The organism is Natronotalea proteinilytica (assembly GCF_055379935.1).
Genome location: NZ_AP043946.1, coordinates 18,587 through 41,055, shown reverse-complemented (window position 1 = coordinate 41,055; position 22,469 = coordinate 18,587). Strand labels below are relative to the sequence as shown.

General features: G+C 56.9%; 11 protein-coding genes and 1 pseudogene. 5 read left to right on the top strand and 7 right to left on the bottom strand.

Going from position 1 to position 22,469, the window contains the following annotated elements:
- Window positions 1–99: 99 nt before the first annotated feature.
- From ACZ5AL_RS00130 to ACZ5AL_RS00110, 5 genes and pseudogenes are all read left to right on the top strand, one after another.
- Window positions 100–348 (top strand): hypothetical protein, encoded by a 249-nt coding sequence (locus ACZ5AL_RS00130; RefSeq protein ID WP_464509757.1) that lies wholly within the window; start codon window positions 100–102, stop codon window positions 346–348.
- On the top strand, window positions 345–776 hold the full coding sequence (locus ACZ5AL_RS00125) for a PIN domain-containing protein (RefSeq protein WP_464509756.1): 432 nt from the start codon (window positions 345–347) through the stop codon (window positions 774–776). The genes ACZ5AL_RS00130 and ACZ5AL_RS00125 overlap by 4 nt, the downstream gene beginning before the upstream one ends.
- A gap of 156 nt (window positions 777–932) precedes the next feature.
- Window positions 933–2,134: pseudogene (locus ACZ5AL_RS00120) on the top strand (IS3 family transposase).
- 273 nt (window positions 2,135–2,407) lie between these two features.
- Complete coding sequence (locus tag ACZ5AL_RS00115) at window positions 2,408–6,337, top strand: DEAD/DEAH box helicase (RefSeq protein WP_464509755.1); 3,930 nt, start codon at window positions 2,408–2,410, stop codon at window positions 6,335–6,337.
- Between the two features lie 53 nt (window positions 6,338–6,390).
- Window positions 6,391–6,990, top strand: coding sequence for a hypothetical protein (locus ACZ5AL_RS00110; protein WP_464509754.1), 600 nt, complete (start codon window positions 6,391–6,393; stop codon window positions 6,988–6,990).
- 71 nt (window positions 6,991–7,061) lie between these two features.
- Here ACZ5AL_RS00110 and brxL read toward each other — a convergent pair whose 3' ends face one another.
- From brxL to brxC, 7 genes are all read right to left on the bottom strand, one after another.
- Window positions 7,062–9,191 carry a BREX system Lon protease-like protein BrxL gene (brxL, locus tag ACZ5AL_RS00105; RefSeq protein ID WP_464509753.1) on the bottom strand — a complete coding sequence of 710 codons (2,130 nt, stop codon included), beginning with the start codon at window positions 9,189–9,191 and terminating at the stop codon, window positions 7,062–7,064.
- Window positions 9,192–9,251: 60 nt separating this feature from the next.
- Window positions 9,252–11,795, bottom strand: coding sequence for a BREX-1 system phosphatase PglZ type A (gene pglZ / locus ACZ5AL_RS00100; protein WP_464509752.1), 2,544 nt, complete (start codon window positions 11,793–11,795; stop codon window positions 9,252–9,254).
- A 97-nt stretch (window positions 11,796–11,892) separates the two neighbouring features.
- Window positions 11,893–12,465 (bottom strand): PIN domain-containing protein, encoded by a 573-nt coding sequence (locus ACZ5AL_RS00095; RefSeq protein ID WP_464509751.1) that lies wholly within the window; start codon window positions 12,463–12,465, stop codon window positions 11,893–11,895.
- Window positions 12,466–12,555: 90 nt separating this feature from the next.
- Window positions 12,556–12,978, bottom strand: coding sequence for a helix-turn-helix domain-containing protein (locus tag ACZ5AL_RS00090; RefSeq protein WP_464509750.1), 423 nt, complete (start codon window positions 12,976–12,978; stop codon window positions 12,556–12,558).
- A gap of 253 nt (window positions 12,979–13,231) precedes the next feature.
- Entirely contained in the window at window positions 13,232–15,031 is a 1,800-nt protein-coding gene (locus tag ACZ5AL_RS00085; protein ID WP_464509749.1) for a DUF262 domain-containing protein, read from the bottom strand.
- A 39-nt stretch (window positions 15,032–15,070) separates the two neighbouring features.
- Window positions 15,071–18,643 (bottom strand): BREX-1 system adenine-specific DNA-methyltransferase PglX, encoded by a 3,573-nt coding sequence (gene pglX, locus ACZ5AL_RS00080; RefSeq protein ID WP_464509748.1) that lies wholly within the window; start codon window positions 18,641–18,643, stop codon window positions 15,071–15,073.
- Between the two features lie 139 nt (window positions 18,644–18,782).
- Window positions 18,783–22,400 carry a BREX system P-loop protein BrxC gene (gene brxC, locus ACZ5AL_RS00075; protein ID WP_464509747.1) on the bottom strand — a complete coding sequence of 1,206 codons (3,618 nt, stop codon included), beginning with the start codon at window positions 22,398–22,400 and terminating at the stop codon, window positions 18,783–18,785.
- Window positions 22,401–22,469: the final 69 nt, after the last annotated feature.

Sequence of the window (22,469 nt, the reverse complement as noted above, 5' to 3'; positions counted from 1 at the left end):
AGTGAACCCTACAAGTGAACCGAGCGCAGCGTGTCCTGTACAAAGCGGTGCAATACGCAACCATAACACACCATATTCCTCAAACCACTTGTTCTGCCTATGTCTGCCCTCACACTTAAAGGCGTTCCCGAAAAGGTTATGGACCGGATTCGGAAATTGGCTGATACCGAACGTCGCAGCCTCAATCAGCAAGCGATCTTGCTGTTGGAGCGGGCCGTCGCCGAACAGCCGGATTCGTTTGGGACCGCCTACCGCCGCTTCCGCAAGCAGCATGGGCCGTCGCCACTCACCAAAGACGACCTCACCGGTTTGCGGAGCGATGATCCTGGACGCGAGGTACGCCTGTGATTCGCTACCTCTTGGACACGAATATCATCTCCGAACCGGCACGCCCAGAGCCGAATGCTGCTGTCGTAAACCGATTGGATGTACACAGCGGTGAAGTGGCCTTGCCTGCTCCAGCCTGGCATGAACTCGTCTACGGCGTGCGGCGGATGCCGGAAGGCAAGCGCCGCCGATATCTGGCCGACTACCTTGCGGAGGTGGTGCGCCCGTCTATGCCCGTCATTCCGTACGACCGTGACGCCGCCCGCTGGCACGGCGAGGCGCGCGCAGCGCTGGAGGCGCAAGGGCGCCCGCAGCCGTTCGTAGATGGACAGATTGCGGCCATAGCCGCCACGCGGTCCCTCATCCTGGTCACGCGTAATACATCCGATTTTGAGGCCTATGAGGCGGTGACGGAAGATATACACATTGAGAACTGGTTTTCCAGCTAAGGGCGGTTCGCTACGCTAAGCGAACTGTACAAGATCGCATCACAAGATCGCATCTCTCTACCCAAGGACGGTGGACACCCTCCTTGACCTTCCCCCAGTTTGGCGGACACCTCGGAAAGGCGTATATTCTCTGATCCACAATCAACCGAGGTGACCATGACAAAACGACGAACGTATACCAGGGCGTTTAAACTTGAAGCCGTTGAACTGGCCGACCGGATCGGCAACACAGCTCAAGCAGAGCGTGATCTGGGGATTCCCGACGGCCAGATCTATAAGTGGCGCGCGAAGCTCAAAAAGGAGAGCGCCCCGAAGAAGGCGTTTCCGGGAAAAGGCAAGGTGAGGGATGCTGAGATGAACGCCCTCAAGCGGCGCCTCGCTCGCGTTGAAGAGGAGAACGCAATCCTAAAAAAAGCGATCGGTATCTTCAGCACTGCTCCCGTAGAGCGACGCCTACGCTGAGATACCGGTTCATCGAAGCCCATCGTGGGCAATTTGCCGTGAGCAGGATGTGTGCGGTGCTTCGTGTCAGTCGGAGTGGATACTACGACTGGCGCCGACGGCACGGCACCAAAAGTAGGCGAGCGGCGGCGAACCAAGTGCTGTTGCGCCAGATCCGAGAGGAGTTTGAGATCTCCGATCAGACGTACGGAAGTCCGCGCATCTGTCGCCAACTACGATCAAACGGCAGAGGCTGTGGCGAAAACAGAGTGGCCCGGTTGATGCGCAAAGCCGGCCTGAGGGCTATGAGGCCTGCTCGGACCAGGCCCCGCACCACGGTCTCAGATCCGCAGCTTCCAACGTTTGAGAACATATTGGCGCAAGATTTTACCGCTGAGGCTCCCGACGTGAAGTGGGCAGCAGACATCACCTACATCCCGACCGATGCAGGCTGGCTCTACCTGTCGGTGGTGTTAGATCTTTCGTCGCGGCGTGTCGTTGGCTGGGCCATGAAAGAGACGTTGGGGCGAGCACTGGCCACTGAGGCACTGGAGATGGCCCTGCGTCAGCGCACTCCCAATGCGGGGCTGATCCATCACAGTGATCGCGGCTGTCAGTACGCTTCAAAAGACCAGCGGGCGATTTTGGCGGATCACCATCTTCGCGGAAGCATGAGCCGGCGAGGGAACTGCCTGGACAACGCCTCAGTCGAGAGCTTTTTCGGAACGCTGAAGACCGAGCGCGTCCATCGCCGGCGATACCGTACCCGATCGGAAGCGAAGCAGGACCTTTTTCAGTACATTGAGGTGTGGTACAACCGCAAACGCCTCCACTCGGCGCTCGGATATGTGAGTCCGGTGGAGTTTGAGGCCCGGTATGACGACACTGCAACGGCCTCTGTGAGTGCTGAACGATGATTAGCATTCAGGTACTCTTCCTTTCTAAACTGTCCGTTCAATCGGGGGAAGGTCATCTTCGTCTCTCCCTTCCTATTTTTGTTTTGTCCTGGCAGTGGGAATAAGGCGACGTGCTATTTTCATTCAGGACAGGTTGCCTTGAGTAGAGAGGGCCGTTACAATTTGAACCTCTACTCCGCTCTCCCATATTGCGTTTTTACAACATGTTGTGTCCCAGCATGTTGTAATCTCCGCCAACCAAGCATCATGCCTTTCGTTCTTTAACCCACTTCTATGTCGCTCATGCGCGCTGGGTATTGCCTCTCCGCTATTCGAAAGCATCTAAGCCCGCAAGACGATCCCTTAGCCGATATACTCCTCGATCGGCTAACTGCATTCGATCTTTCGGTCCGCACTGATGAGGGATATGCCAAGGAGGGATATGAAGAGGCTCTTGCAGATGACGATAGCGGCTCCGCAGCATCTATTCTTGCCGTCGCGGGCAACATCGTGTCGCGCGGGCTCCCCACGCTGGCTCCGGTCAACGTCGAGCGGGCCCTTGCCTCAGAAATAGGATGGACGGAGGAAGCCCCCTCGAACAGTTCGATCTCGTTTCCCTTCACGCGTGCGGTCACAGAGGCCGACCACGAGCGCCTACGCTTGGCACTGGCACCGATCATGCCGGGCGTCACGCCTGCGCAGGTTGCAGGCGACCGTGCCGATCAGCTTGATAGCGATGCCGAGGGGGCATTTCTGCGCGACGGACTCCCATCGGCGGCTGGTGCATGGGCGCCCCAGGCTACGCAGCCGCAGCGCGCGATGGATACGATCGTTTCAGAGCGCAGGCAGCACCCCTTTACCAATCAGCGGGTCGATTTTGCTCTTGACCTGCCCGACCTGCCTCGTACAACCCAGGGCCTTATTCTGGAGGTAGATGGCGAGGCCTACCATGGAAAAACCCAACAGAAGCTTGACGCCAAGCGTGACCGAGCCTGTCGGCAGGCAGGGTGGGCAACAGGTCGTATCCAAGCAGAAGACACATCTTCTCTCTCCGATGAGGCTGCAGCGCCTATTCAAGAGGCTTTGGAGGACCATCCATATGCCAAGCTACTGGCAACGAACTACAAGACCCCGCTCTTCAACACGGAAGCCGGGCGCAACTGGATGCTCTTGGCGCTTCTTCCCATCCATGTCGCTCGCATCCAGAAGGCTCTCATTCGTCTTACTCGCACATCGCTCCTAAGCCTTGACCAGGACACCTGGCACATTGTGGTCGTAGAGCGCGACCTCCCGGGCGCTCGCTTGGCCGTTGACGACCTCAAGAGGCTGTTGAGCGCTCTACTCGACCTGGAAGGCGAAGGCCGCACGGTTCCCGACATTGACCTGCACGTAGCACGTGATCGCTCGTGCAGCGCCCTCACGCGAGAGGCTGCGCCCGCAGATACCGCGTTTGACGGCGATCCGTTAGATGATGACGAGACCCAACACCTGCTTGCCGGTGCGGATCTGGTGCTCGACACCTCGATGCTCCTACATCCCCGCCTGAATACGCTGGATCCATCCCGCATCGATGCGCCTGTGGCAACCCTGCGATCGGCTTATGCGCCCACGGAAGCTCACCACATTGCTGGAGGAGCGCCTATTTCCTATACGCTCCCCGATCCGCCACCGCCTGAGAAAGAGAAACGGCTGGTGGAAAGCGATGCCCACGGCGCCCCCGAGGAAAAGACGGTCTCCGTCGACCCACCGCTGGATGACACGCGGGCCGAAGGGAAGCCTGCATTTCAGGCGCTACTCTACCTGCTCCGCAATCTTTTCCGGAAGCAGGCCTACCGCCCCAAACAGGTCGATATCCTCTGCGAAACCCTTCCGGGGCGCGATGTGATCGGCCTGCTCCCTACCGGCGCGGGCAAATCGCTCACGTATCAGCTTTCGGCCTTACTGCAGCCGGGCCTTACGCTGATCGTGTCGCCGCTGAAGTCGCTCATGCAGGACCAGAAGGCCAACCTCGAAGAGGCGGGGATTGGCAACGTCACGTTTATCAACTCCTCGCTGAACGCGAAAGAACGCAAGCGGGCCCAGGCGGACATGAAGGCGGGACGCTGCCAGTTTGCGTTTGTCGCGCCGGAGCGCCTGCAGATTCAGGAGTTTCGGGACTACCTCGGCACGCTGGAGCGCCCGATTGCGTACTGCGTGGTCGACGAGGCTCACTGCGTATCCGAGTGGGGCCATGACTTCCGCCCCGCTTATCTACGCCTCGGGCCCAACGTCCGGGCCCACTGCGATCATGAGTGGGACGGCCAGCTTCCGATCGTTGCGCTCACCGGCACCGCCTCCTTCGACGTCCTGGCTGATGTACGACGTGAGTTGGAGTTCGGCGAGGAAACGAAGACAATTACGCCGGCCTCTATGGAACGCAAGGAGCTCCACTTCGACGTGGTCAACGTCCCCGTCGAGGATATCGACGAACACGCCAGTGCGTGGGATAAGAAGAAAGCGACTTATCGTGCCAAGAAAGAGGCGTTGCAAGATCTGATCGCAAACATGCCCGATCATGATCTCTTCTCATCCGAAGGAGATACAGCCCCCCGCGATTTCTTCCGCCTGCGCGATGACACAACCCAGGCCGGACTGGTATTCACTCCACATGCCAATGGTAAATTCGGCGTGGATCAAGTCGCAAGCGCTGTGAGGAGCGTTCAGCCGCTACGAGACAAGGTAGGAACGTTTGCAAGCTCAAACGACAGCCAAAGCGACGAAGACCTCACCCGTGCTCAACAGCGGTTTACCAACAACGAGGTCCACACGCTGGTCGCCACCAAGGCATTCGGCATGGGCATCAACAAGCCCAACATCCGGTACACGGTGCACATGAACATCCCGCAGTCCATCGAATCGTACTACCAGCAGGCCGGACGCGCGGGCCGTGACGGAGCTGCATCGCGCTGCGTGATCTTGTATTCGGGGTTAGAGGTCGAGCAACCCGAGGATAAGCCTCCGGTGAGTACCGACCTGGAGCTGCTCCACTTCTTCCACAACGGCTCGTTCAAAGGGCCCGAGAAGGAAAAGCAGATCGTTGTGGACGTGCTCACCGGCGCAGTAGGCGAGAACGATACCGACCTTCTGGCCCTCCTTCGAAAGATGAAAGAAGGCGAGACACGCCCCGTGGAGATCGACTTTGAAGGCCAGGGCCCAACCGAAGAGATTGTGCAGCACCTCAAAACCCAGGTCGACCGCGGGTTTAATAAATCCATCGTCCGGCTCGCATGTCGGAAGGCACGCAAGGCCAAAGACATCGTCAAGAAGCTCAAATGGGCCTACCACAAAAAGCGCAACGACTGGCCGCCCTACGAGTCGGTCGAGGAGCACGACGACTTCTTGCAGCGCCAGTATCGGCGTCGTCGCAACCAGGACGATACGTTTCGGGCGGTCTATCGCCTTTCCACCGTCGGGCTGATTCAAGACTATACCGTTGACTACCGCCGCGGGATCATCGAGGCCACGATCCAAGACGTCGGGGACGAAGGCTTTATCAATGCCGTGCAGACCTACATTGGGCGGTATGTGTCCCCGGAAAAAGCCCGTCGCATTCCCCAAGAGGTGCGCGAAGCCGAAGGGAAAACCGTGTTGCACCAGTGCATCGGCTACGTCATTGACTTTGTCTACGATCAGATTGCATCGCAGCGGCAAGCCGCCATGCGCACGATGGAAGAGGCGGTACAAGCCGGTCTGGACGACCGAGGCGCCTTCAGAACGCGGGTCAATACCTATTTCAACTCGCGCTACCTGCCCGAGCTGCAGCGCGCTATCGACGACCGGACGTTCTCTCTGGACCTGGTGTGGCACTACATCGAAGACACTGAAGGCGTAGACGACAAGATTAACCATCTCCGTGGGGCGTGCGACCGCCTGCTCACCGAGTACACCGACAACGGCGCGCTCTACCTGTTGCGTGCCTTTACGCGCTGCCTAACCGATGGAGGTACCTACGACGCCTTCCGCCGCGACATGGCAGACGGGTGGCACTGCTTCCGCGAGGTCAAGAGCTTTTCGCACGATGACATCCTCTCAGCGCTGGATACCTACAGCGAATGGCTACTGCGCTACGACCGCGAGCTCGAAGGGCTCGTATCTGAAGAAATTGCTCGGGTGCATGCCGACTGGATTGAGCAGTTCAACGCGGACTTTCTGGGGGACGCCCAGCACGAGCCGGCAGCTGCGTAGCAGAATGTTAGCCTCTTCTTTCTCTCTTGTTGATTCGAACACGTACTTCTTTTATGCCAACCTCAAACGACACTGCATCGACGTCTTTCGCCAGTGTGCCTGACGTAAGCCAATCACTCCAGACGCTGCAGCGCGAACTCAGCCAGTTGGATACGGCGATTCAGCATATCGAATCGAGCAAAGAAGCCGCGCAGGAGGCTGCGCAAGCCGCCCACGACGTGCAGGCCGCCACACAAGACTTGGCCGATGCCACGTCTGCTCTTATTGAACAGATTGACGACGTAGACTTCCCTGCGCGGTTCGAATCAATGGAAGCCCGCATCCAGGAGTCCACGGCGACCCTCGACGCCTCGCAGGACGAGCTCAAAGAGACCATTGATCGCCACAGCGAGCAGCAGCGAGCCATCATCGACCGGATTCAGTCCAACGGCGACCGTATTATCCAGGCGAGCAACCAGGTGGGGAACGTCAAAGACCGTCTTGGTCAGGTAAGCAGCAACCAAAATGCCCTGGAGTCGGCAGTGCGCTCCAACCGAGAGGCCCTTCAGCAGCAAGAGCAGGCCCTTATCGATACCAAACAGCACCTGCGGCTTCTGCTGCTGATTGTAGGCGGAATGGTGCTCCTCAACATCGCGATTGCAGTGATGTTGTAGAAGCCACATAGCGTGCGCCTCATGCCTCGCGTTCAGAAGCTCTATAGCATCTGTAGAACACAGAAAGACATCTACGCCCCACCCTGCAACGACACATCCTCATCACGCAGGTAGGTGACCTCAAACGGCTTGCAGCGGCGGGCTTGCTGGTTGACGCGCCCCCGGTCGAAACGGTTGGTCGGCGCTTGAAAGATGTCCAGCCCGCGGTCTAAGCTAATCTTCCAGCCGGTGTCGGTCTTGATCGAGCGGGCGTGCATGCTCTCCCATGAAATCTCGTAGGTGAACCGAACGCCCGTTCCCGCAAGGCTGTCGGAGAGCTCGTCTAAGAATTGCTCTTGCTCGTCCTGGTTTTCGGTGTCGGCGCCGGTGATGAGGTGAACATCGACCTCGTCCCCTTCCGGGCGCGTGCGGAGGAGCATGTCGCAAAACTCCATTACGTTCTTGACCTGGTGATAGGCCCGCACGTAGGGGTCAATGATCTCGATCTTGGTGGCCTCGCGCAGGTACGGGGCAAAGAGCGTCTCGTAGGAGATGCCCTTCTGGTTCTCCATCACCTCTACCTGCCTCCCGCTTTCCAGCACCGGGTCCTCTGTTTCTGTGTCAGGCTCGCCGCCCGGCTCGGCAGGACGATCGGGCGCCGGCACACGTGTGCCCGTGGCTCGGTCTGCGTCGGATTCGTAGTCGGCGACAAGCTGCGGGTACTGGCGAAACTCCAGCGTATCTACAGCGGTGACGCTCCCGCTTGCCCGGTCGCTGAACTGGAAGTCGACCACCTCGAACGTCTCGTCGATACGGAGCAGGTGCTCCTTCACGCGCTTGCGTCCTTCCATTGCAAACTCCAGCAGACGCTTCATTTCGTCTTTCGGGCACTGCTTGTTTGGATACAGCAGCTTCAGCAGCCCCGAAAGGGTCTTCATGGTGCCGTCGCGGTCGCGCTTGGTGAGTGAGGCGTCCAGCTCGAAACGCTCGCGGGCCATCAGGCTGAAGTCTTCCCCGCGTAGCGTGTGCAACGCCTCGGCCAGGTAGTCGACAATCAGGCCGTAGCCGCCCGTAAACATCTCGTTGCGCAGCTTGTCGACCTCCCATCCCGGAACGTAGAAGTGCAGGCGATCGATGAAGGCGGGGTCGTAGTAGCCCTTCGGCAGCGGCTCAAACAGGTTCGAGTGCTTGATCATGTAGGGCACCGAGCGGTCGGTGTTGCCGATAAACGCCATCGAGGCCTCGGCCGACATCGTGTCGCGTCCGCGCGAGAAGCTGCGGTTGGCCATGTAGTTTTTCATGATGTCGACCAGCCCCCGGCTTACGCGCTTGTCTTGGCCCGCGAACTCGTCGAATCCGACCACATCCCAGTAGCCAACCAGGCCGATATCGCCGGTGTTGTTGTTGACGAAAAGCTTCGCCTTGGTGACGTCGCCACCTGAAATGAGGATGCCGTGCGGCGAGAACTCGGAGTAGATATGCGACTTGCCGGTGCCTTTGGGCCCGAGCTCAATCAGGTTGTAGTTGCGCTCGCAGAAGGGAATGAGCCGCACGAGCTGGTAGAGCTTGTTGCGCCGGCTCAGGGTGGCCGGATTCAGCCCGATGCTCTGGATCAGCAGGTCGAGCCACTCGTCGGTGGTGAACTGGCTGCGCGAGGCTCTGTAATCCTGCACGTCGAAGCTGCCCATCTGGATCGGTTTGAGCCGCTCGATGATCCACGGGGAGCGGCGGGCTTCCTCCGTGTGCAGATACGCCATGTCTACGATGCACCACACGCCGCTGGTGAGCAGCTTCGGGTGCTGCTCGATCACCTCTTCAGAGACTTCCACACCGCGAATCCCCAGATTGGAGAACGCAGCCACATAGATGTCGCGATTCTCGTTCAGCTGTACCGACACCCGGTCGATGATCTTGTGCTCTTTCTGCTGACGGATCGTGGACTTGACCAGCTCGGCCTCATCACGGTGCACGTAGTGGTTGCGGACAATCTGCCGCACTTTCTCGACCCCGTTCCGGATCAGGTCGTCGTCGTCAGTGGGGCAGTACTGGCCCAGCAGGTATTCGAGCACGTACGTGGGCACGATGGCGTTGCCCTTCACGAGCTGCGTGAGGTCTTTGCGCACGACTTTACCCTCTAACGCACGCACAATCTTTGTTTGCAGCGCCTCCAGGTCAGATTCGGGCGACAGGTGATCGTTCGTATTGGCTTCTTGATCTTCCATTGTGTTGAGCAAAAGTCAGAACTTCGCGGTTACCTCTGCTTGAGTCGCTCATTCGAAGACCTAAAATCCATCTTGCTCAAAGAGACGCTGTATCGTGAAGTGCTCATCGATCACACGATTGAGCTGGCCGGTCTCATCCGGATCGTAAGCAACAAGCCGACAGGTGTTGATCGTGTTTGCCTCTGGCGAAAGTTCGAGAATCGCATCTTGAATTCGCTCTGTCGGGTCGGTAGACGTGGATTCAAACGTCAACCGCTGTTTATTCGAGACTCGCTCTCCCTCGTTATCTACGAGGTAAATGTCTAAAGATCGGGCACGGGCGCTTTTGGAGAGGGATGACACCTGCATCAACTGCACCTTTAGGACACCAGAATTGATCTGCCGATGGTTTGTTACGAGACGGACATCCACCTTCTGCGCTTTGTCCTTGCTCGCCTTCTTAACTTCAAGCACCGGCACAACCAACTCTTGCAGGCTCGCCCCTCCGTGTGCATACCGTTTCCCGGCCCCTCGATGTAGGTATCGATTGACTGCTCGCGGCACAGCAACAACACCATCCTCGTCAATGGGGCTCACATCACGCAATGGGAAGCGGTACCCATCCGTCCCCTTGACTTCAGACGCGACCACACACCGGTTTTTTCGCAGCCACTCGGTCCCGGACGTCTCCGGCGCATCTTCCTGCATGGAGTCGTGGATGTCCATCGCGAAGAGAAATCCGTGGTCTGCCGTGATTAGCACACGACGGACGTTGAAGTTGTTGAGCTTCTGAATGACGGAGCCGATTTCTTCGATCGCCCGCTCGACAGCCTCCGGCGTGTCTTCCTCTGTATCTGGCTTATCGCCCGTGGCATCGATCCGATCGTGATACACGAACAGAATCGGATACTCTTTGCACAGGTCGCGGCCCGTCGTCGTCGTATGCTTAATGAGATCATCAAAGGTCAGCGCTTTGATGTCGGACCGGACCTTCTGCAACACTCGCTCGCGATCCCGGGTGCTTTGCGTCCGCAGGTCATCGGCAAGAATCTTCTGATCCTCCCAGGTCAGTGTCTCGTGAGGAAGCAGGCAGGCCTTGCCCAGCGATGTGACGGATGGCATCGGCGCCATCATGGCTCCCGTCTCCACGGATTTCCAATCGTCCTGCTGCACTCTCGTCGCGAGCTCAGCCGCTGCCTCGTACCGCAAGCCGTCTGAGATGACGACGGCGGTTTTCGGCGGATCTCCTGCGACATGCGTGTCAAAGAAGGTGTCAAGCGGTCGGGCTTCAAGGGTTCGGAGCTTTGTTGGATCCTCTTCCAGCAGCTTCTGCCAGCTCGTGTTCATAGGATGGACGAAGTCCCGCGAGTACGAGGCCTCAAACCGTTTGATGGGGTCGGCTAAGAGCTCCTGAAAATCCGGGTGTTGATGCTGGATCACCTGATATGCACGAATCGCCTTGCGGTAGTGCAGATCGCACCGATGGTGGACCTCCGTGTAGGCCCGAACCGCTGCATTCAGATCGGTCGCCGTGAGGTCGGGGTGATCCGCACGTAGCTGGTAGAAAGAGGCGATGTGCCAGATTACTTCCGCTGCCCGACCGGCCTTGTCGTCACCTCGAAGCGACTTCGCAACCTGCCGACTCCTGGACGGACGGGCCTGTAAAATGTCGGCCGCGTGCTGCAGGCGAGATCGCTTGACGCCTGGCGTAAGGTATCCGTAGGATGCGTCCGCCCCATAAACATCCAGGAGCTCTTTCTCTGTGACACCTGAGGCCAATTCTTCCAGAACAGAGATATATCCGGGGACGAGATCCGCGTGCGAGTCCCACACCTGTGCGAGCGTCCGAATCTGAGTGAGAAGCTGCGTATCCGTAATCGCGAGCTGCGCTGCGTATGGATCCTCAGGACGAACCGCTTCGAGGGTCTGCGTTAGGAGGTTGTACTTGAGCTTCTGCGCAGCCCGCACAACGAGGTCGTGGTCCAGGTGCATGCCATCAAGACCGAATCGTCGGGCGATGCGGTGTGCGAGCGGTTCTGCAAGCCCCCGTTCCTCACAGTCTTTCACGAAGCGGTCAAACCGATCGTCATCTTGAGCCAGGATAAACACCCCTGCCAGGATATGGTCAAACGAACTGGGGAGCGCTGAAAGCAAGTCAAGGTGGTACGCAAGGAGACCGCGCTCGACCGCTTTCTTCGTGAACCTCCCCGTCTGAAGGATCGGTGAGAGAAAGTCGCGTACGGATGCGTGACGAAAATCCGTTCGGTAAAAAGAGGCCAGCCGTTCCGCCTCATCCGGCTGCAGGCTGTATCGATCCGCAAGCTCGGCCTCGGGCTTGACGGTCAGTTCTGCATTCGCGATCAGAAGATCTGCCAGCGGGTAGGTGCCGAGATTACGCGGGCGGGGAGACGCCTGGTAAACGAGGACTTTTTCTCCCTCATACGCCTTCTCAATCTGGTAAATTGTCCGGAGTCCGGGGCTATCGACACGCAGGCATTTGATGTCTTCGTGCTGCCAGTCGTCGATTTCTTCCTCGTGGTCCCTCTCCTTATCGAAGAGAAAGAGGACACGGAGCGCATCACGACGCCCGAATTGCTCTTGAGCGTGCTGGTAGATCGACTTCATCGGACGCAGTAGGCAAATGAGACACAGCGCGGAAGGACCTTACAACATCGTGCTCATGAGGACCAGAGACAACCGGAAATGGATGAATCTGCAAGGGCTAAATATCGGAGAGATGTCCTCTCATTTCCGTGGCCACCCGTTGCAGGCCTCCATTCTGAAAGTCGTCCACCAATTCATCCGGGGTACGTGGCGGATTGGACAGGGAAGCCCGAAGTGTCTTCACCACGGTGAAGGCATCAACAGGATGCCTGTGGTACAGCATCATAATGAAATCGTCTGGAGAGCATGCGCAGATGCCCTCTGCGGCGAGTATACGGGCCGGAAAGTCGCGCAGGTTGTTTGTTACGATGTAACCAGCCTTAATCTCAATGGCTGCTGCCAGTACATGGCGGTCATTCGGATCGGGGAGCCATAACCCTTCGACACGCTTCTCATACCCCTCCACCGAGGCTCCAGGGAGGGCTTTCTCCATCTGCGACCGCGTGTATTCTACGTTCTCCCATCCAATGTCATCTCGGTTGGCGACCAGGTTCCGCATCCATTCATCGTGGATTTTATCACTCCAGTGAGCCCGGAAAAGATCGTCCACAGCCAACCGCATGAGCAAATCACGAAGTTGTGCAGGATACAGTACGTTCGCATCCAGAACGGCAACGGGCGTAGAACGCATGGGCAAAAGGTGAGCACACAAGAAAAGTCGGTGCCTCAGTATAGACGAGACACCGACCCTAATGGAGTGACAGCTTGTAAACGGGTCGAATTACGACCCGTACCCCATACCGAGCTCTTGCGCTTGATCCGAGAGAGCTTGCAGTGCGTCTTCCGCTCGTTCCCGCTGCTCGTTCTTGTATGCAAGAACGTCCTTGCGGTACACGCGGTGATGAGATCCTACCTTGTGATGCGGGATGTCGCCCTGCTTCAGTAGTTTTACCAGATGGGGACGAGACACATTGAGCAGCTCAGCAGCCTCTGTCGTTGTTAGCTCCTCTTGAGCTTCTTTCTGCTCACCTGCTGCCTCTATTTCCTTCATCAACGCCTGTACATCAGGCGCAGACAACTTGACAGTGCGTCCCTTGACCTCAATGGTCACCGACGATACTTCACCCGCAAGCTTCTTCATACGCTGAAGGCTTGACTGATCAGGGCCGTTGACGCGTGTGGTATCCTGAGCTACAGTAGACATCGGTTCACCACTCGTAGAGTCATGGGAATACTTGCCTCGATAAGTGTAATAACCGAAACGGAGGAGGGTTCCGAATAACAAGGATCATATTCAACCCTTTTGTAGCATCGCATGAGGTAAGATCAGAGTGAAGGTTATCTTCCAGTATCAGAACGCCTCAGCAGACTGAACAGAAACGAGAACTCTGAGCGGCCTCTGTGGACTTGATTCTGCATCAAACCTACAATTCGTTTGAAAGAAGCGTCATCGACACTTACCAGCTGTATTCTCTTTCATCTCCGGAGTCCGAGCCGTCTTCTGGGGCAGAGACGATCTTTCGCCAGCCGATGGCATCCTTTAGTGCTTGAAGCATGAGATCACGCCGCTTTTTGAAGAACGTTCTGAACTCAGAAATCGAAAAGTCGACATCATCCGGGATGTAGTTCTGCCTCATGTAATGGGAACGCTTCTCCGGGTCCGGATACTTTTCTTGAATCCACTCATCAAACGGCGTACCCGACTTCTCGCTATTCGAGATTCCCTGAATCAACTGTAAGTTAGGGATCTGATCTCTATGTTCTTTGAACGCGTCGATCTCAATTGGGTCGGTCACGCCCTCACTTTGTAGGTGCGACTTATGGAAGCTCTTCTTCGGATGGATGTGGTCTTGCTGAAGCGTTCCGTCGAAATCAAGCCAGGGATACAGCATGGACAGGACGACGAATGTGTACGTCTTCCCGTACTTGTTTTCCAGAAGCGCCCCGAGCTCTTCCTCATCAAAGCGCATCGACTGCGGCGTCTGCTTCATCGCCTGCACGATTTTCTCGTCGGGGAATCCGTCATCGCCGTGTTCATCGATCGTCTCCCGACATGTTCGAAGAATCGGATCCGGCTGCCCCGTGAACGTTCGTTTCAGCAGAGCCACGTGGAGCCAGTGCTTGATCCGCTTACGCTCTTCCGCGTGATATTTGCTATCTGCAAAATTAGAGGGGGCTTCGGATTGAGCCATGTAATAGGCGATCGGGATGATTGCATTCTCCGAGGGCAGATTCCCGCCGGAGAAGCCGAAGTTGTTAATCAGCCGGACCGTGATCTGGATTGATTTCTTGATCTCCGGCCACATGGATTCAATTTTCTCCATGTTCTCTCGCGTGAAGTTGGACACCGTCCAGCGTGTGTCCAATCCTGCGAGCATCAGTGATGTCTTTAGTACGAAGTCCTTTCCGAAGCTGAATCCACGGCCGATGTCGTTGATCTCCTCCACGAAGCTATAAATTTCCTCGCGCGCATCCAACGTTTTCCACTGCGCGGTTGCAATAGACAGTAGCAGATCGGAGTAGCTCAATACGGTTCCCGCGCTGTTCACCCGAATAAAAATGTTCAGTACTTTATCCAGGTCTTGATCCTTCTCCATGTACGCACTGACCACCCCTCGCTTGTTGACAGCCTCATGAAGAGAGGTCAACGCGTCCTGAGGAAACTGCCTTTCGGTAAGAAGGTCGTAGTCACGCAAGAAGTTGAAAACATCTGTCAAGTTACTGAAGTCGAGCACTCGATTGAGCCGCATCCAGGTGCCGTCTTCATCCTGAATGACATCTTCCTCTTCTTCTTTGAATCGGAAGTCATATTCCAGGTCAAAATCGTCCGACGGCTGAGTGAGATTGAGATACAAACGACGGACTGGGAAGGCGTGGTCGCTTGACCAATGATAGTACCGCTTTTTCTGTGCGTAACTTCCCTTCAGCGCGATGTAGAGGGATGTCAGGCGTTGTTGACCATCCAGAACGGCAACGACATCCTGTTCTTGTGACGGCTGCGCTTTGACATTATGCTTGCGGTCACGCTCGTGATAGTCCTGGATGAAGCGGTAAAACTGGTACTCTTTGACCTTTTCCGGCGCCACATCCCAGAAAAGAAACGACCCGATCGGATAGTCTTTCATCAGCGAGTCGAAGAGCCGGATGATCTGATCAGGCTTCCATACAAACTCTCGCTGAATGGCAGGAAGCAGGTATTTCCCGCGCCGAATGTTTTCGACGGCGTCACAGACGGGTATTGGGGTTTCGAAAGCCATAATATGACTTGGTCTGGTAGAGATTGATTGCGATTCGATTTACAGCGGCGCCACCGCGGCGCCGAAGAGCGGGTAGTTCTCCTGCACGCCGTCGTCGAGGTCGATTTCGATTTGCTGGTCGGCGACCTCTTTGAGGATGGGGTCGTAGGCGCGGGTGTCCTCGACTTTGGCGCGGAGGGTCTCCAGGCGCTTCTGCTCGTCGTTCGTGCGCTCGCTGTCGCTCTTGGCTTCCAGCGGGGCGATCTCGCTGCGGAGGTAGTTCTGAAAGACGTGCAGGTAGTGCTGCCGCACTTTCTGCACAGTGTACTTATCCATGCGGTGCATGTAGACGAGCCCCTGAAAGTGCTTCTCGGGGCTCTGAAACAGCCAGTAGATCGGCTTTTTGCCGTAATTCTTTACTTTATACTGATCAGCGTGGTAGTCCCACAAGTCGTTTACCAACCACTCCTCCATGGTCTTGGTGTAGTTCCGCTTCAGCCCCCGGCTCCGGCCCACGGACAGCGCCCGGTTCACGAAGTTGACGCTATCGGTGAGCTGGTCTTTGCCCCACACCATCTCGAGGATCTGCCGCATGCGATACACGGCGTCGTCACTGAAGGGGCTGTCCTGCCCCATGACAGGCAGGATGGCGTCGTCATCAATCTCAAACGTGGCTTCGCCGTCGGGCGTCTCAACCGTGTACGGTGCCAGTTCTTCGCGACTCGGATCGGGGTGGGCAATGTGTAGTCCATCCTTCCCGAGACGGTACCGTCCGAGCATGACGCCGATGCCGTAGCTCAGAAACTGGTGCACCGGCACTTCGATCTTGAACGTCTCTTTCAGCGCGTCCCGCACCTCGGCGTGGGTCATCTCCCCGCGACGCTCGTTCAGCTCGTCCAGCGCATCCTGGTCGATTTCGTCTTCGAGGATGGTGATGTCGCCAAACGCCACGTCCGGCTCCAGCTCCTCCTCCAGCCCGTAGAGATCGATAAAGATCTCGTTCAACTCTTCCTCATTGCTGTGCAGCTGCAGAAAGTCGTCCACCGCACCCTCCCGCCAGGATTCATAGGCCGCTTCGACCGACGCAGCGTCTTGCTGGGCGAGCGGGTGCTGGGCGAAATCCCAGGAGGTCTCTCTAGAGTCATGATCCCTGCGACTCAATTGTACGCACTCTACTGGTCTATCACCGAGTTTTATTTTCGCACGCAGGTAAGGGAGCTGGAGAATGTTGTTGACCTGAGTATTGACAGACGGGTTCACAGAGTCGAGTATATACTGCGCCACGCCGCAATTTATGTAAGCTATAATGTTTTCAACATTTTCTTCGTTACTTATTATTGTTGGACTACCTGATGTATTGATGTCATTAGCTGGTAGAAGCCTGAATGCGTTCCCAGCAGAACCTATTTTCGAGCATGTCGCCCCTTTCCAGTTCCAGTATTGCTCATCGAGAAGACGAGCGACTGAATCAGTATTGTAGTGATTTATGGCCTCTTTAGTCCAAAGGGCTACAAATGAGCGATTCCCGTACCACTTTCGCTTACGCCCACCTTTCTGAATAAACTTGTATACACCCATCTTATTACTTGAGACCTCCCAGAAGCATCGGGTGAACTTCTTGTTGTTTCCTGTTTTTAAATAGCCCTCTGACTGAGCTATGTCACTCAAAAATGCGCCTCTATCATAAATATTTATTATTTTGCCTGAAAAGTGATACACAATCGGGCAGTTTGGGATACTTAGAAGTTTACCTTGTCTTTTCTTATATATATAATTTCCAGAAATCATCATTCTTCTTTTTTCTTCGCTGCTCTTGCCCTCCACCAATCGTACAAATGTCTTTTCACGAGGCGAAGGCAATTGCCCCTGTAAAATGAATGTCGCTGTCTGAACCACCTCACCTGTAACTTCATCAAATGCGTCAGGACCAAGGTGTAGTAGTGACTCAATTTCATATTCTTCCAACAGTCTCACCCTGAGTTTTCTCAGAGACGATAAGAACATCCATGATTGCTGTGTTATCATCCCTATGCGACCGCGGCGCTCTATGAGACGACAAGCGACTTCCATAAACACACCAGAAAAGCCTATCTTGCTATCCGGGTATGCTTTACCCAGATAAGACTTAAGGCAACTGTTCATGTTGCTGTCGTTCGTATACGGCGGGTTCATCGCCACCGCGGGGTATCGCCCCGTCAGAAGGAGGACCGGTTGCAGGTACTGAACCAGCTCGTCGTGCAGCTGGCGCTCCAGAAAGTTTACCTCGTCGTTTTGCACGCGGCGGCCCCAGTCGGAGACCGCATCGCGAATCGCCGCACGGGCGTCCTCGGAGAGCAGTAGCTTGAGCGCCGAGCCCACGTTTTGTCCGTGCTCGCGGATCTGTTCGAGCACCTCCCGGATCGCCTCCCCATGCTGGTCCATCGCGTCGTCGCCCAGGTACGCGCGCAGGTCGTCGTTGGAGAATGTTCGCGGCTCTGGCATGGCGTATACCTGCGGTCGCAGGTCGCGCCGCTTCAGAACGCGCTTATCGTGCTGAGCGGCCTTCATCAGCAGGGCAAACCGTGCCAGCTCCGCCGCGCGGCGGTCGATGTCTAGTCCCAGCAGGTTCTCCGTCAGGATAAACTCCACCGCCTCCCGCGTGGTGTAGCCCGCCTCCGTGTAGATCTTCACGAGTAGGTCGAAGCCTTCCACGAGGATGTGCCCCGAACCGGCCGCCGGGTCGAACAGCTGCAGGTCCCGCGGCTCCTTTACCAGCGGCTCCCCGTCGTTCTCTTTCTTCCCCTCTCCCTCATTTTCCACCAGGTACTCCATGTCCTCGCGCAGCGACGAGTCCGGGTTCGCCTCCAGCCACAGCGTACCCACTGTGTTCTCCACCATGTACTTCACGATCCAGTTCGGCGTGAAGATCTGTGTAGCGGCGGGGATGTCCTCCGGGCGGAATTTCCCGCTCTGGTCATACACCTCGTCTTTCTTCTCCGAGATGTAGAACTGGTAGAGCCAGCCGATCAGCTCCACCTGTTCGTAGTCCTCGTCGGTGATGGCATCGGTGGTGACGATGGTGTCGAGGATGCCGCCGTCGTTGGTGAGGCGGGTGGGCAGGAGGAGCTCGGTGTAGTCCTCTACGCGACCGAACACGTCCTTGAGCAGGTCGTGGTCGTTGGCGTACGCGGTGAGCAGGATCCGGAGCGCGGCATCGTCGTCCCCGTCCTGAATCGCCTTCCGGATGGTCTGCTTCTGCCCCTTGGTGCCGTACGGCAGGATGCCCTGGGCGGCGTTGTACAGGATCTGTGGCTGGCTCGTACTCGGCGCGTAGCCCAGGATCGTGCGGTCATGGCCGTTTTTCTCCAGGATGCGAATGGCCATGAGGCGATTAAACCAGGTGGACGCCGCAGCCTCCACCACATCGCTCACGGAGTGATCCTTGACGGCCTTCTTCAGCGCCTTCCACTTGGCGGGGACACGTTCGCCGCGATGCACCGCCCCGCGGAACAGATAGCCGCCTTCCACCTTCTCAACGGTCTCGGACGGTTCCGGGCCATCGGCAAAGCCCCAGTACCGCATTTGCTGCTTCACCCCGTTCATCAACAGGGTGCGCATCTCGGTGGCGAAGGGCTTCAGGTTGGATGTATCCATGTGGAATGCTGAATTCGAAATACAGAGTGTTTAGCGCCAGGCGGCTGGACCCGAGGAGATCGTTCAGGCACTCAGGTTGAGAGATCGCGGGCGGGCAGCACAACGGGTTGCTCCTCGTCTCCCACATCCCAAACCTCATTTACGAGCCGATGAGGAGAATCTTGTCGTCGTCGATGCGCTTGTAGAGGCGCTTGCGCAAGGACTCCACGAAGGCGTCGACATCTTCCTTCGTTTCCAGGTCTTGCGCAGGCATTTCCGTGTCGACGGAGAACGATTCGGACGTTTTCGCTGGAGCGGGCGGGGCGGGCTGTTCGGTTCCGGGCTGCTCTCCATCGCCGGTGCTGCTCGTTCCCGCATCGCCCGTTCTTTCTGAATCGCTCTGCTTCTCCAAAGGAACTGAAGAGGCCTTCTTCGCCTCGTGGCGGTTCCGAATTTGTACCCGGTACCTCCTCTTGAACTCGCTGACTTTCGAGACTTCCGCATCGAGCTGGTAGGGATCCGAGTAGGTCTTGACACGGTCGATTTTGGAGGAGCGTGCGGGCAGAACGCCGTCCACGTCCATCTCCTCTTGATAGGATTCGAGCTCATCAAACGCGTTCTCGTATTTCTCGATCACACGCTCACGAAGCGCTTCAATTCTGGCGTTGAGGGCGTCCTGGACGTTCTGGTAGTACGTGCTCATCTCGCGAAAAATGCGTCCGTACGGCGTATCCTCCGAGCGGACATATTCTTTGAGCTTCTCCGCGACCTCGCGATCTGCTGGTTCCAGTTGGTCGAAGTCTGAGGCTCTCCGACTTACGAAGTCTCGCATGGCGCGGTAGTCGTCACCGTGCGTCTCCACGAACTCCATCGTCCGCTCCGCCCGATCGACGAGTTCGCCCACCTCGTCTGCCCGGTCAATGATGGCCTCAAAGCGTTTTGCTTTCTTCTTATACGCCAGGAGATCGGCAAATGCGTCTCGCGCTGCTTCGAGATGCGTCGCGCAAGGCATGGACGACTCCCTGTGCGCCTTGTCGTCGTAGCGTGCTCTCTTCTGCTCGAAAACCTCGGTGATTGCGGCGTCGAGGCGCTTCGGGTTCGTTTCCTGGTGGACCTGTGTGTCGGTGAACATGGAGTGGTTGATGGCCTCCGTCACCTGAAACAGCAGGGTGGGATCGATTTCTTCCTGCTGACGAAGCGTGATGGACGCGCGGCTGGACCGGTTGACCGCCTTCTCCACAAATATCCTACGTGAGACATCCTCACTGTTGAACTGGAACGTCCACTTGTTTGAGCGCTCCAGATTAAGCAGGATGTGGATAACCTCCTTCGCCTGCCAGCCGTAAGGGATGCCGGAAAATTGGTTGATGGTATCCGTCGCATTCGGGGCTGGCGCATTCCGGAGGTAGTTGTGAACCTCCTGCTCCGCCGGCTGAAGCGAAGCGCCAAACGCCCTTTGCGGGTCTTCTGCGATCTGCACCAGCGCGGGCTCGTTGCTGGCGTAATCCGTTGCTAAATCCCGCTTGCCGTAGATGTCGCGGATGTGCGCGTCCAGAATCGACATATAGCGGTCTTTGGCCGATCCACCGGCGTGGTCGGAGGCATCGTTCACCTGCTGCGCCGACACGTACCGGCCGTTCTTCAGTGCCTCTGCGAACCAGGTTCGAAGCTCGTTGACGGTATCCTGGGCCTGCTCGGCGAACATCTGAATGGCCTCTCTGCGCTTGCCCTCTGCTCGGTCGTAGTTGGCGCGCTTAAACGCATTGACCTTCACGGCCTCGTCCAGCTTCACGCGCTGCTCTGTTCCGAACGCCTCGTGGATGCAAAACACGAGGTCTTTCTTCGCGCGGTCCAGCGCAAACCGATCCGGATCGCCTCCTTGCGTGACCAGGATCTGAACCGGAATGGTGCCGTTCGGGTCGATCTCTTTCCGGTCGACTTGTCGCTTCAGGTTGATTTTCGTTCCATCGAGCGAATACGTCTTGCTCCAGTCCAGCAGCGGACCGACGATGGTACGATCGAGAAATTCGAGCCGGTCGCCGGGCCTAATATTGAACTCGTCGATGTTGTTCTTGACCCGAATCTCCTCCTCCATTAAGAAGCGATACGAGCTGCCGTCGACGCTCACCACATTGTTGTCAACGAGGTAATCGAGCGCCTTCTGCGTCTTGTGCTGGAGCTCTGTCTTCCCCTGATCCACCTCGTCCATTAGCACGAACGCGATGTTTTCCACCGTCGACGGGAAGTTCTTCGACTTTGTGTCTGAGAGGTACGCAAGCAGAAATAGCGCGCGCACAACGCGTTGCCAGAACGGCTTCTCCTGCACTTTTTCGAGCTTCATCGCACGCGAGATCACATTGCGAGCGACGTTCTTCAGGTTGTCCTTGATCTGCTTGTTGAAAAAGGCGTCGAACGGTACGACGTAGCCGACCTCCTCGTCTTTGCACGCCTTGGCGGTCTCGTGCGTGATGCCAATCAGCGAGCGTTCCGTGCCACTGACGCCCGGCACCAGAAAGCTCTCCTGGACGAACGACTGGATGACGTCTGTGATGAGTGTAAACTGGTAGGGTACGAACGGGTAGCACTCGACGAACTCCTCTTCACTCTGGATGCCGCGGTACACGTCGTTGCCGCGCTCAAACTGATTCCGCAGCGCCGTCTCGTTCTCTGCGAAGTAATTCGAGAGATACCGGACCGCGTTCGTCTCGCCGTCTTTGTCGCTTTCGCTCTTCTCCAGGATACGCTTCTTGGCAATTCGATCAGCCTCCTGCGCTTCCAGTGGAAGCTGCTCAAACCGGGCGATGATCTTCCCGAACGAATCGCGGATGCTGTTGACCTGCGTGGTATCCAGCAGCTCTTTCAATTCCTGCTGCGCCGTGCAGGCCACCCACACCTGATCCTTGCACCGCGTGCCGATCTGCTCGACGATGGTCTGCAGATCCAGCAGCATATTCTCGTTGCCAGACATGAACTGGCTAACCTCATCCACCAGGAAGACGAGGCGGAAGGTGTCTGGTTGCTCGTCCAGATAGGTCTCGATCTCGTCGACGAACTCATCCGTCGAGACCTCCACGTCACGAAGCAACGCCTTCCGCGTGGACTCCTCATCGAGGCTGGACACGGTTACGGCTGCATCCAGCACCGCGTCCAGGTGGAAATCGACCGCCATCAGGGCTTCTTCCTCCCATTTCTCGCCGGTTTTGTCCCGGAAGGCCGCTTTGAACGCGTCGAGCGCTCCGTCACGGTCCAGCTGCTTCTCGAACCGCGCAATCCGAAGGTCCGACTTGTGATACCCACGGTAGTGATTGAAGCGATTGAAGAAGGTCTCCGTGACTGTTGTCTCGTCATCCTCGCCCTTTTTCGCGAAGGCGCTGATGTTGAACATCACCGGCGCGACATCAAGCTGCTGCAGTTTTTTGTGGTACAACTGGGCATCCGGGACCTTCATCGGGTCGCCGAGCGATGCCGCCTTCTTGTTAAGACTATCGATGAGGTGCTTGAAAGCAGTGTCTCCGTGCTCGTCGGAGAGCAGGTAGAACAGGTATTTCAGAAAATGAGACTTACCGGACCCATAGAAGCCATTAACCCAAAAGCCCGTCGTCTCGTCAGTGCCACCAACGAAGCGCGACAGAAAGCCATGGAAGTTCTCGAAGAGGGCATCCGTAAAGAAGTACTCCTCGATTTCCTGCTGAATGACATCCGCGTCCCGGTGGTCCACTTTTGCTACCGGATCCACCGATCGCGTGATATCGCGTTCGTACAGTGATTCAAGCTTCATAAAGAGGCGTGTGGTGTCTATGCAGTTACGGAAAACAGAGCACCTGTTAGAAATCCGGCCCTGTTATAT